7 protein-coding genes are annotated in these 14,230 nt (G+C 33.1%); 6 read left to right on the forward strand and 1 reads right to left on the reverse strand.

Annotated elements, in window-relative coordinates; translation table 11 throughout:
- Positions 1-13 precede the first annotated feature (13 nt).
- A complete protein-coding gene (locus Q4Q47_RS01455) occupies positions 14-526 on the forward strand; it encodes an IS1096 element passenger TnpR family protein (protein WP_303304877.1) in 513 nt (170 codons plus the stop codon).
- A 32-nt stretch (positions 527-558) separates the two neighbouring features.
- Here Q4Q47_RS01455 and Q4Q47_RS01460 read toward each other — a convergent pair whose 3' ends face one another.
- Entirely contained in the window at positions 559-1,620 is a 1,062-nt protein-coding gene (locus Q4Q47_RS01460; protein ID WP_303308432.1) for a hypothetical protein, read from the reverse strand.
- Positions 1,621-1,743: 123 nt separating this feature from the next.
- Here Q4Q47_RS01460 and Q4Q47_RS01465 point away from each other — a divergent pair, with 123 nt between their 5' ends.
- The 5 genes from Q4Q47_RS01465 (at position 1,744) to Q4Q47_RS01485 (ending at position 14,134) form a co-directional block, all read left to right on the forward strand.
- Positions 1,744-2,640, forward strand: coding sequence for an ABC transporter ATP-binding protein (locus tag Q4Q47_RS01465; RefSeq protein WP_303304878.1), 897 nt, complete (start codon positions 1,744-1,746; stop codon positions 2,638-2,640).
- 19 nt (positions 2,641-2,659) lie between these two features.
- On the forward strand, positions 2,660-3,493 hold the full coding sequence (locus tag Q4Q47_RS01470) for an ABC transporter permease (protein WP_303304879.1): 834 nt from the start codon (positions 2,660-2,662) through the stop codon (positions 3,491-3,493).
- A gap of 27 nt (positions 3,494-3,520) precedes the next feature.
- Positions 3,521-6,277 carry a T9SS type B sorting domain-containing protein gene (locus Q4Q47_RS01475; protein WP_303304880.1) on the forward strand — a complete coding sequence of 919 codons (2,757 nt, stop codon included), beginning with the start codon at positions 3,521-3,523 and terminating at the stop codon, positions 6,275-6,277.
- Positions 6,278-6,281: 4 nt separating this feature from the next.
- Positions 6,282-8,732: a T9SS type B sorting domain-containing protein gene (locus tag Q4Q47_RS01480; protein ID WP_303304881.1), complete on the forward strand. Its 2,451-nt coding sequence runs from the start codon at positions 6,282-6,284 to the stop codon at positions 8,730-8,732.
- Positions 8,733-9,238: 506 nt separating this feature from the next.
- Entirely contained in the window at positions 9,239-14,134 is a 4,896-nt protein-coding gene (locus tag Q4Q47_RS01485; protein ID WP_303304882.1) for a T9SS type B sorting domain-containing protein, read from the forward strand.
- Positions 14,135-14,230: the final 96 nt, after the last annotated feature.

Here is a 14,230-nt window from a genome sequence, read left to right on the forward strand (position 1 = left end):
GATATTTTTTACCATGATTTATAGATTTAGAGTTATTTTAGATAATGATACCGAAGATGATATTTTTCGCGATTTAGAAATTCGCGAAACAGATACTCTTGAAGATTTGCATAATATCATTACACAATCCTTCGGGTTTAATGGTACAGAAATGGCGTCTTTTTATTTAAGTGACGAGCAATGGAACCAAGGTGAAGAAATTTCGTTGTTCGATTTAAGTGAAGATAACTCTGCCCGTTTAATGAATGAAACCGAAATTAGTAGTGTTGTACATGAAGTACAAACAAAACTGATTTATCTGTACGACTTTATGAGTATGTGGACATTCTATGTTGAATTAGCTGAAATTGTTGAAGAAGCAGAAGGTGCGGATTACCCTAATTTAATGTTTGTTCAAGGTCAGGTACCAGATGAAGCTCCCGATAAGTCATTTGAAGCAGACACAGATGACGATTTTGATGAATTTGAAGATGGTATTGATGTTGACGATTATAACAATTTAGATTTTGATGAAAACTGGAATTAATGCTCCTTTATTCCATGAAGTGATTTAAACTTCTATTTTAAATTCTCCAGTTTTATATTTTCATAATTACGAGTTAAAAATTCTAAAGCGTATTTAAGTATTTCTCCCATGTTTTTACTACGTTTAAAATTTACATCATGAGTATAATCAAAGATCGTAGTCTTTAATAAGTTTATGTTTTCTTCGTTAGAAATAACATCATGCATCATACAATCTAACAATTTTTCTATTCTTACTGCAAAACTTTTTAATCGTTTTACTAAAATAGAGCGTTCTTCTGTTTTGTATTGATCAATGGAGAGTTTTTGAATACTTGCAGCAACTAATTCAACCATTTTTAAATTTTCTTTAAAAAACTGAGGTCTGTAAATATTAAACTTTCCTTCATAACACTGCTGGTCAAAATCTATAGCTCGAATCGTATATACTACATGGTCAAAATCGTGTGTTGGTACAATAACATAGTTGTATGAGCGCATATCTCCTAAAAGCCTAATCATGCAACGTTCGTTAAACTTTACAAATTCTTTAGCTATCTGGGCCTTTTCAGACTTACTACACTTAGGCAACATATTTTTTATAAACTCATCTCCAGGTATACCGGCAATATGCTCTTCAATTAACGTATTTTTATAAACCAAAAAATTGAGATTATGTGGGGATAACATATGCTCCAATTCTAAGCCATATATCCGCGATGCATCCATAGTTTTAATATAAAAATGAGTAAAGTTGTCATTTAAAATATTTCTAACTTTAACTCTAAAAGGCTTAGAATTTCCGAATGTACAGTAATCAATCGCATCAACATTTAAAAAAGGAATGATGTTTTCATTGCCATCAGAATGCAAAATGGTATAAACCTTTTTTAATGATAAATCAATTTCTTCTCTTTCAAATTCATTATAATAAACTCTAATCCAAAGTGTGTCATTATCCTCTTTATCATAAACCACAACAGAACCTTGAAAACGCAATAAATCATCATAGAAAATAGGAATTTTTGTATTCCTATCATATCTGGTTAGGTAATCGTGTAATTTAGCTGTTACAGGAAACGATGGTTTTTTTTTAGATATCTTTAAATCTTGCATAATTATATAATTACTCAAATTTAAAACTTTTATTTAACAAGTCTGTAACAAAATAATCAGACCGTCGTCATACTTTAACAACTAATCAATGCTATTTTTATGCAGCATTAAAAATCTAATAACTTGGAGTCCATACTAACAATTAACAACCTCACTAAAAAATTCGGGTATTTAACAGCGGTGAAAGATTTATCATTCACTATAAACAAGGGCAATGTTTATGGCATTTTAGGACCAAATGGAAGTGGAAAATCCACAACTTTGGGTATAGTTTTAAACGTTGTAAATAAGACACAAGGTGATTTTCATTGGTTTGATGGAAATACAACGACTCATGATGCTCTAAAAAAAGTTGGAGCTATCATTGAGCGTCCAAATTTTTATCCATACATGACGGCAGCTCAAAACTTAAGGTTAGTTTGCAAAATTAAAGGCGTTGATTATAATAAAGTTGAAGAAAAGTTAGAAGTTGTTGGGCTTTTAGAGCGAAAAGACAGTAAATTCAGAACCTATTCTTTAGGAATGAAACAGCGTTTGGCCATCGCATCTGCACTTTTAAATGATCCAGAGATTCTCATTTTAGATGAACCAACCAATGGATTAGACCCACAAGGCATACATCAAATTAGAGAAATTATAAAACAAATTGCGGCAAAAGGAACAACCATACTTCTAGCATCTCATTTATTAGATGAAGTTGAAAAAGTCTGTTCACACGTTGTTGTACTTCGCAAAGGGGCTAAGTTATATTCTGGTCGTGTAGATGAAATGATTTCCAGTCATGGTTTTTTCGAATTAAAAACGAACAAACAGAACGAATTAATAACGTTATTAGAAAATAATACGTCGTTCGAAAATATCAAGGTTGAAGATGACTTAGTAACAGCTTTCTTAAATACACCTATGTCATCTGAAGATTTCAACAAATATTTATTTGAAAAAGGCATTATTCTCACACACCTGGTACAGCGTAAAGAAAGTTTAGAAGAACAATTCTTGCAATTAACTGACAACAACTAATAGAACCAAAATACACCACATGTTACGACTTTTAAATATAGAATTTCAAAAAATAAAACATAATAGAGCAAGTAAGGTTTTAATAGCAATATACTTTTTATTATTAATATCAATTGCACTAATAGCATCAATAAAATTTGATATTGGTCCAATCAAATTTCACTTAGCCGAACTAGGGATTTTTAATTTTCCATATATCTGGCACTTCAATACTTTTGTTGCTGCTTTTTTCAAAATTTTTCTTTTGATGGTTATTGTATCAATGACAGCGAATGAATATAGCAATAAAACGTTAAAGCAAAACTTAATTGATGGTTTAAGTAAAAAAGAATTTATATTGTCAAAATTCTATATGGTTCTTTCTTTTGCAGCAATTTCAACAATTTTTGTGTTTCTAGTTTCTATTATTTTAGGACTAATCTATTCTAGTTTTACCGAACCAGCAATCATTTTTACCGATCTAGAGTTTTTGTTGGCATTCTTTATAAAACTAATGTGTTTTTTCTCTTTCGGTCTATTTTTAGGAGTACTCATTAAACGTTCCGCTTTTGCCATTGCTGCTATGGCTGTTTTATTTTTAATAGAATTCATTAGTTACTTTATGATTAGCGGTTATTATAAAGGTTTTGATGAAACAAATAGTATATATCAATTTTTACCATTCAAATCCATGTGGAATTTAATTGATGAACCTGGATCAAGGCTATCCGCAGCAAAAGAATTGGCAGCTCAATTAGGAGAAGACTTGACATATGACTACTATGTGTATTGGTATGAAATTGCTATTGTTTTAGGTTGGACTGCTCTATTTATCTTTTTATCGTATAGATTATTAAAAAAGCGAGATTTATAATATATTTGGTAGCCATTGCCAAAATATATGAGAAAAATCATCGTATTAACAATATTCATTATTACAAGCCATACAGCTTTTTCTCAAAACGAGGCAGCAAATTGGTATTTTGGTGATCATGCTGGCATCCGTTTTAATGCTGATGGAACTATTTCAGATCTAACGGACGGTCAATTAAGTACGGATGAAGGCTGTACTACAATTTCTGATGTTGATGGTAATTTATTATTTTATACCGATGGTATAACGGTATGGGATAGATTACATAGACCTATGCCAAATGCAAATAGGATAGCAGGAAATGGTCTATATGGCGACCCTTCCAGTACACAATCAGCCATCGTAATTCCTAAACCTAAAGATCCCAATATCTATTATATTTTTACTGCTGACACCTCTTTAAGTGGTGATCCAGATAGAGGGTTTCACTATTCTGAAGTTGATATGAGACTAAATGGAGGCTTTGGAGATGTCACATCAAAAAATATTAATTTACTTCCTAACAGTACCGAAAAAATTAGTGCTGTTGTAAAAGATTGCGAAACACAAGCACTTTGGGTGATTACCTTATCTTCTTTAAATGGAAATCCCGCAGATGATGTTTTTAATACATTTCACGCTTATGAAGTCACAGATACGGGTATAAACACAACACCCGTTTCTTCCACTTTTACAGACCTTTTTGTATCCGATCAAAGAGGCTATTTGAAATTGTCTCCAGATGGCACAAAACTAGTGTGCGCTAATTCAACAAGCGATTTATTTCTTTACGATTTTGATGTAAATACGGGGATTGTTAGTAATCAAAACCAAATAAATATCAACTTTTCTCGTCCGGGAAAAAGACACTCACCTTATGGTGTTGAGTTTTCTCAAAATAATGATGTTTTGTATGTATCAGCTTATTACGACCCTCAAACAGATGAAGAATTTAGAAATCCAGCAGAACAATATAGCGCACTATTACAGTATGATCTAACTGCCAGCAATATAAGTGCTACTGAGGTCGTCATAGATAACAGACAAATGTATAGAGGTAGTTTACAATTAGGACCCGATGGTAGAATTTATAGGTCAATGAGCAGAACATATACTATTGGCTCTCCCTTTTTGTCTGTTATAAATAACCCCAATGCTTTGGGGGCTTCATGTGATTACGATCATAATGCTATAAGTTTAAGTCGTAACTCAAGACAAGGCTTACCGCCTTTTATAACATCTTTCTTTGCTGAAAAAATTGATATTATAAGAAATAGTACTGTAGCTACAACGAGATTACAATTATGTGATGGAGAAACTTATACATTGAGAGCAGATGACACTCCTGGAGCCATTTATTCATGGTCTTTAAATGGAAACCCTTTAGCAGAATCGGATTTCGATCTGGAGGTCTCTACTCCAGGGCTTTACAAAGTATTTATTGATTTAAATACCGGTGAATGTGATGATACCTTTGAAGGCATTGCAACTGTTAGCTTTTCCCAAAACCCGATAGCTCATGATACCACCCTTACGCAATGTGATGAAGATGGGGTTTTAGGTGGGTTTACAAGATTTGATTTAACCCAGGCCGACGATAATCTAACCGGTGGCATTCCGGAACTAGCCACTAGATTTTTTACTGATAGTAGTAGAAATAATGAAGTTCCAAATAGTAGTAATTATATCTTTAATGCAGATATTCCCAGCCAAATATATGTTGAAGTTTATAACATAGATACAAACTGTTATGATACTGCTGAATTGACTTTGAATTTAAGCATTGAAAACATTCGACCTTATACTTATGATGATGCGTGTGATGAGCTAGGGTCTGAAGATGGTATCAATATGTTCAATTTAAATGATATCACGACTAATATTCAAACTATTAATGGTTTTACTTATCCAATAACCTATTACGAAACTTATGAGGATGCACTTTTAGAAGAAAACAATTTAGGAACACCCTATACAAATGAAAATAATCCCTATAATCAAACCATTTATGCACGTGTAGAAAATAACAATGCTTGTTTTGGTATAGGGGAAGTAACACTTATTGTCAAAGAATTACCTAAGATAGACACAGAAGATTTAACTTATTATTATTGCTTAAATGAGTATCCTCAAACCATGCCAATTAATGCAGGTATTTTAAATAGTTTGCAAAACGATTATACTTATAATTGGTCTACAGGAGAAACCTCTTATGAAATTCCAATAAATGAACCCGGTACTTATAACGTAATGGTTACTAATGCTAATGGATGTTCTAAAAGCAGAACGATTATTGTTGAACCTTCCAACGTAGCGACTATTCAAGAAATTAATGTCGTTGATGCCTCTCAAAATAACACCATTACTGTAATCGTATCTGGTGAAGGCATATATCAATATAGATTACTTGACAAAAACAATATTGTAGTATTTCCATACCAGGAAAATAATATCTTCGAAAATGTCCCTCCTGGCATCTATACTATAACTGTAAAAGATGTAAAAAATGATTGTGGTCTAACCAACGATAGAGTTTCTGTGATCGGTTTCCCTAAATTCTTTACACCTAATAATGATGGCATGCATGACACCTGGCAAATATATGGTGTTTCAAGTATGTTTCAACCAAACACCAAAATTCGGATTTTTAATAGATACGGTAAATTAATAAAACAAATAAACCCTATTGGTACAGGTTGGGATGGTACCAGTAATGGTGAAAGATTACCAGTTGATGATTATTGGTTTGCTATTGAATTACAAGATGGAAGAGTCTTTAAGAATCATTTCTCCCTAAAATATTAAACCATTGGATCTACTTACAAAGCTTTTCTTTTTTTCTACATTGATAATGCTTTGTAATTATACTTTTGCACAAGAGCCTACAGACTGTATTAATTCAGTAATAGCTTGCGGAAATTCTAACATAACGTTAGATGTTAACGGTGTTGGAACTCAGGAGTTAAATGGTTCTAATAGTTGCTCTAGCCAAGAAAACAATAGTATTTGGCTAAAAGTAACTATGATTACAAATGGAACATTAGGTTTTACATTAACTCCTAATAGTACTAATATTATTGAAGATTATGATTTTTTTGTTTTTGGCCCTAATGTATCCTGTGGTAATATAGGGCAAGCCATAAGATGCTCAACAACAAACCCTCAAAGTGCCAATCAAAGTAATAATTTAACAGGTATGAACAGTTCATCTACAGATACTTCTGAAGGTCCTGGAGCTAATGGTAATAGTTTTGTAAAATGGTTAGACGTAAAGGTTGGAGAAACTTATTATATCGTAATTGACAGACCTATAGGTAATAGTCCCTTTAGTTTAGAATGGACGGGTACCGCTCAATTCTCCGAACCACCAACAAATGAATCTACAACAAATGGAACACCGCTAGGTTTAGAAAGTTGTGATGTAGTAACGCCGTTTAATGATGGCTTCACTACTTTTAATTTAACTGATAATACACCCGCAATTCTAGGCACACAAACCGATGTTACTATAACCTATCACAAGTCTGCAAGTGATGCCAATATTGGTATAAATGAATTAACTAGCCCATATACCAACATTAGTAATCCGCAAACGATTTATGCAAGAATAACCGATAATAGTACAGAATGTTTTGAATTGGCTGATTTTGATTTAAATGTAAATATTGGTCCCCATTTTATGGCACCTTCAGACTTTGTTCTCTGTGATGATTTAGATGATGGTGATGATAAAAATGGGCATATTCGTTTTGATTTAACCTTAAAAAATAATGAAATTTTAAATGGTCAAAATCCTGCAGATTTTAATATAACCTATTATAATTCTCAAACTAATGCAGAAACGAAAACATCTCCACTTCAAAATTTATATCCAAATGTAACAGCGTTTAATGAGCAAATTTTTGTTAGAATTGAAGATGTCTTAAATCCAGATTGTAAAAGTATTACGCCTTTAAATTTAGTAGTTAATCCAAACCCAGAAGCCTTTAATCATAATATATTACAGTGTGATGAAGATGGGACCATTGATGACTTCACAATATTTAATCTTAATGAAACCAATGATGATCTAACAGGTCATATTTCTAACCGTTCTACCAGGTTCTATACAGATTCAGCTAGAACTATAGAGGTTTCTGGTGATTCATATATAAATAGGTCAAATCCTCAAATAATTTATGTAGAAGTTATCAATAATAACACTGGTTGTTTAAGTCATTGTGAACTAACACTTGAAGTAAGTACTACAGACTCTAATGATACTGCCTTACCTCCTGTTTGTGATGATGATGGTACAGAAGATGGATATCATATTTTTAACTTAAGTGATGCAAATACTGCTATTCTTAATGGGCTTCCTCCTGGATTAGCGATCTCTTATTTTGAGACCTATGATGATGCGCTTTTAGAACAAAATGATTTAGGCACTTCTTTTACGAATACCATACCATATTCACAAACCATCTATGCGCGTGTAGAAAATGCAAATAACTGCTATGGTATTAGCGAGATAGTACTTACTGTTAACCGATTACCAGACATTGATACTGAAGCGTTAACCTATTATTGTTTAAATACGTTTCCTCAAACCATTACTATCAATGCTGCTCTTTTAAACGATTCTCCTGCTAATTATACTTATAATTGGTCTACTGGTGAAACCTCTTATGAAATTCCAATAAATGAACCCGGTACTTATAACGTAATGGTTACTAATGCTAATGGATGCACTAAAAATAGAACAATTATTGTTGAACCTTCTAACATAGCGACTTTTCAAGAAATCAATGTCGTTGATGCCTCTCAAAACAATACCATTACTGTAATCGTATCTGGGGAAGGAACATATCAATATAGATTACTTGACGAAAACAATGTTATAGCATTTCCATACCAGACAAATAATATCTTTGAAAATGTTCCTCCTGGCATCTATACTATAGCTGTAAAAGATGTGAAAAATGATTGTGGTCTAACTAATGATAAAGTTTCAGTTATTGGTTTCCCTAAATTCTTTACACCCAATAATGATGGCATTCATGACACTTGGCAAATATATGGTGTTTCAAGTATGTTTCAACCAAATACCAAAATTCGTATTTTTAATAGGTATGGTAAATTAATAAAACAAATCAATCCTGTTGGCAGGGGTTGGGATGGCACTATTAATGGTGAAAGTTTACCAGTTGATGATTATTGGTTTGCCATTGAATTACAAGACGGAAGAGTCTTTAAGAATCATTTTACCCTAAAGCATTGAGCTCATCTTGGCTTTTTATGATCTGCTTCAAAATCATCCCCGTTCTGCAACGAGGCAGGCTATTTTATTCCCATGTTTTGTCTTTTTATACCAGTTCTTGTTTGATATTACCGTAAAAGAAAATGATGATTTTTTTCTTTATACGAAACAGAAAAAGAAACCATAGCCATAGTTACGGTTTCTTTTTATGCTGAGATATAAAGGAAAAAAGGGCGTTTTATTAGGGTAATATCTAATGAGAATTGGTATTATTACATCGTAACAATACTATGATGCTCAAAAAAGTCTTCATCTAGAAGCTCCTGCCTGCTGGCACATGACTTTTCGCTTGAATAAAAAAATCAAGATAAGTTCATTAAAAAAAGACCTCAAAACTAATAAAAATGCGTTTCGTTGTGTTTTTTTGTGTTTCACCCAAAAAACAGCTACTTTCCGAGCATAATTTACCCTTTATTCTATTTAAGTAAATATTAGTCTAAAAGAATAAAAAAGAATACCTACAAACCATGAGATTTATTTACTATTTCTTGCTTATATTCATTTGCGGTAACAACTTTATACTTGCTCAGCAAATATCAGTAGACAGTAATGTTGGTTTACAGCAACTTATAGAAGATAACCTAGTAGATGGTTGTGTAGATATTTCTAATATAACATCATCAGTTAATGGTAATACCCATGGTTTACCGAGCTATGGTTATTTTGAGCGTGCCAGCTCAAATTTCCCTTTTGAAAATGGTATCATGCTCTCAACTGGTAGTGCAGCATCTGGTGGAAACGGTGTCATCACGCCTACGCTTAGTGAAAGTTCTACAACCTGGGGAACAGATCCGGATTTAGAAACCGCTTTGGGTATTACAAATACACTTAATGCGACATCTATAGAATTTGACATCGTATCTATATCCAACCAAATCCAATTTAACTATTTATTTGCTTCAGAAGACTATGATGGTATTAATCCCTGTCTAGTTTCTGATGGCTTTGTATTTCTTATTAGAGAAGCGACCAGTACGGGACCTTATCAAAATATTGCTTTAGTACCAGGTACGTCAGATCCTGTTAACACAAATAACATACGCCCTAACTTACTGCCTGCCTGTGCACCTCAAAACGAACAGTATTTTGATGGTTACAATATAGGTGACACAAATTATGTTGGACGAACCAACGTATTAACGGCATCAACGACCATTATGCCTAATGTCGAATATCATATTAAAATAATCATTGCAGATCAAAATGATGGCACTTTTGATTCCGCAGTATTTATTGAAGGAGATAGTTTTAAAATTTTAGACTTAGGTGAAGATATAGAAACTTGTGCCAGCGCAACGCTTTTAGATGCAGATATACAAAACCCTTTAGCTACTTATGCCTGGTACTTAGATAATAACTTAATAGCTGGCGCTATAAACCCTACCTATAATGCCATACAAAGTGGTACCTATAGAGTTGTAGTGACTGTGGACTTAAATGGTGCGAGTTGTCCTGAAGAAGATGAAATAAATGTCACATTAAATACAGAAGAACCTATTACGCCTATTAGTGATTATCAATTATGCGATGATGTAAGTGGTGATGGTGTTGAAATATTTGATCTTTCAACTAAAAATACGGAGCTCATTAATAACATTCCCTTTTCAAGTTATACGTTTACATATCATTATTCAGATGCAGATGCCAGAGGCAATATTAATGCTATTACTACCCAAATCCCCAATACAGTTAGTCCGCGACAAACTATTTATGTTAGAATAGACGATTTAGACAGTAACTGTTTTGCTTATACTACTTTTGACTTAGTTGTAAATCCAGTTCCTAATATAACCTCTCCATCAAACTTAGAAATTTGTGATGAAGATGATTCTCCTGATGGTTTTGCCATCATAGACCTAACACAAAAGGATAATGAAATAACCAATGGTCAAAATAATCTTATAGTGTCTTATCACCGTAATCCAGCAGATGCCAATACGGGTAACAATCCTATATCATCACCATATGTTAATACAAATGCACCTCCAAATGCAGAAGTAGTTTACGTTCGTGTGATAGACGCATTAACAGGTTGTGTTAATAGTTCTGCAACATTATCGGTTGACATTACAATTAGCCCCATAGTAGATAGAGAGACTTTATATCTGGATGCCTGTGATAGAGATTTAGATGGGACAGCCAATTTTGATTTAACAGATGCTTTAAATAATATTGTCGGTGGTTTACCTGCCAATGTAACCCCAACATTTCATGAGAGCTTTGACGATGCAAATGCTGGTATTAATCCTATTACTAATGAAACGAATTATCAAAATACAAACTTTGAACAACAAACTATTTACATAAGAATAGAAGATGATACGACACTCTGTGCTTCTATTATCTCTCTTGAGATTCATACCAACCTGCTTTTAACTGGTACAGACTTAGGAGATTTTGCTACATGTGATGATAATGATATTAGTGACGATATATTTAGGTTTGATCTAACTACTGTAGAAACCGAAATAAATAACGATTTACCTAATCCAGCTACTGTAACATTTTATGAAACAGAGCCAGATAGAGATAATAATGTTAATCCTATTCCCAAGGGTACGTTTTATGAAGCTTTAAGTCCTAAAGTATTATATGTGCGTCTGGATAATGGTAACTGTACAGAAGTTGGTGATATTACACTTCTATTAAACCCCATATTACAATTTAATCCTGCAAATCCTATCCCTTATTGTGATACGGACGATGATGGCATTGTTAGTATTGATTTACATTCACTTGACGATATGGTAACAAATGGTAATCCGGATTTTTCGGTTACTTATTTCACCTCCTTTGCGGATGCAGATACCCAATTAAATGAGCTACCACCTTTTTATACAAATGCGAACTCAATAGAAACTATTTTTGCTCGAATTGAAAATAACGCTAACCCTCTATGTGCTACTATAAATTCTTTTCAAATTGAAGTTGTTTTAGCGCCTGCCGCGACACAACCAACACCTTTTCTAATTTGTGATACTGATGACGATGGTTTTTCTATTATAAATCTTGAGGATAAAATCCCTGAAGTAGTAACGGACCCAACTGGATTAGACATAGATTTTTTTACGTCTTTTGATGATGCTAATACCTTTACAAACCCTATTCCTTCAAGCGACGTTACGGCTTTTAATGCAACCACTCAGACTATTTATATCAGAGTAGAAAGCACTACAAATACTTCTGGGTGCTATAATATTGTTGAACTTGAAGTTATTATTAATACCTTACCCAATATTCCAGCCATTAGTAACTTTCAAATTTGTCAAATAGGTGGTGGTAGTACTGCCGATTTCTTATTAGTTGATAAAGATGCAGAAATTTTAAATGGGCAAACAGGTAAAGAAGTTTTTTATTTTGAAGATGCCGCTTTTACTTTATCAATTGATAAAAACAACATATATCAAAATACATCGAGCCCGCAGACCATTTATGTACGTGTAGAAAACATAACGGATGCTAACTGTTTTGACACCGCATCATTCATATTACAAGTGTCACCAGACCCAGTTTATAATGTCCCAGCTCCTTTTTTAAGATGTGATGACATTAGTAATGATGGTATAGATACTTTCGATTTAAACGAAAAAATATTAGAGATAGAAGGTTCTACCCCTCCAGAACCTTTAAATATCACATTCCATTTTACCCGAGTGGATGCTGAGAACAATAATAATGCACTACCTCTCACTTATACAAATACCAGAAACCCACAAACTTTATACGCTAGGATTGAAAGCGATGATTCCCTATGTTTTGTCATAGAAGAGGTCAGCATCAATATTCTTGCTGCTCCAGATATTACTACCCCAACGGCCTTAATACTTTGCGATGAAGATTACGATGGTATCACTGCATTTGATTTAACAACGGCAGATTTTGAAATTTTAGATAGAATTCAAACCAATCTTATAATAAATTACTTTGAAGATTTAGGCGATATTAATCAAAATGATGGCTTAGATAATACCAATGAAATAACGACACCATCAAGTTTTAATTCAGGCGCTAAAACCGTTTATATTAAAGTAGCAAATACTTTAACTAGTTGTTTCAGTGTTGTTCCATTGGAATTAAGAGTAAACCTTCCCCCTCCTATTAATAACATAGGAGTGATACCCATATGTGATAATGATACAGATACTTTTGATTTATCAACTGTCGATGCTATGATTGTGGATGACCCTAGCTCAATCAATATTTCATATCACAATACACAAGGCGATGCCGACAATAATCTGGCACCACTAAATAATATATTTAATTATACAGCAAGTAGTCATACTATCTTTATAAGGGTGTCGGATGTTGTAACAGGTTGCTTTATTGCACCTTCATTTGATTTACAAATAAACCCAAACCCTGTCGCTAATACAGTTGCAAGTTTAATTACTTGTGATGATAATTTTGATGGCCTTTTTGAGTTTGATTTACTAACTTTAACTGCTAATACCATTTTGGGAACTCAAAACGCCCCAGACTATAATATTACCTATTATAATGATTCTGTTAATGCCGGAGCAGGGACCAATGCTATAAACAATAATTATCTAGCATCTGATGGAGAAACCATTTATGCCCGTATTGAAAACAATCATACAGGTTGCTTTGATACAACAGAATTTACAACGCGTATCAACCCTTTACCAGTCATCCCTATTGATGATATTGTTCCATTATGTACAGATAATTTACCTTTGGTAATTAGTGCAGAAACTGGTCATCCTGATGATACCTATTTATGGTCTACAGGTGCAACAACATCAGAAATATTACTAAATGATATTAATGATATAGGAAATTACTCAGTGACAGTTACCAGATCCTATATCACCGGTAATTGCCCTTATACGCATCCTTTTTCTGTCATAGAATCTGAAGCCGCTACTATAAACTTTACTACAACGGTTGATTTTGCAGATCCAAATAGTATTACAGTTGACATTAATACTAATAATACTGGCAATTATGTATTTATCTTAGATGATGGGGAACCGCAAACATCCAATATCTTTGAAAATGTCACATTTGGAATGCATACGGTCACTGTTAGAGATTTAAATGGATGTATGGATGTGACACAAGATGTTATGGTTTTTGATGTTCCAAAATTTGTTACCCCGAATAGTGATGGTTTTTACGATACTTGGCACATTGTAGGTATTGAGTTCTTACCAGGTACAGTTGTACATATTTACAACAGACATGGTAAACTTCTTAAAACTTTACCACACACATCTATTGGTTGGGACGGTACCTATAATGGGGAAAACATGCCTTCTGATGATTATTGGTTCTCTGCCGAGGTAATTCAGAATGGTAATGCTTTTAATCTTCAAGGGCACTTTGCATTAAAACGATAATACTACCCTATTTTATTATTAAAGTAAGATAATTGCAACAATTATTTTACTAAATAATCGCCATTTTAATCTTTTTATCTAAAAAGATTAAACCTT

Source organism: Flavivirga spongiicola, from assembly GCF_030540825.1.
GTDB lineage: Bacteria > Bacteroidota > Bacteroidia > Flavobacteriales > Flavobacteriaceae > Flavivirga > Flavivirga spongiicola.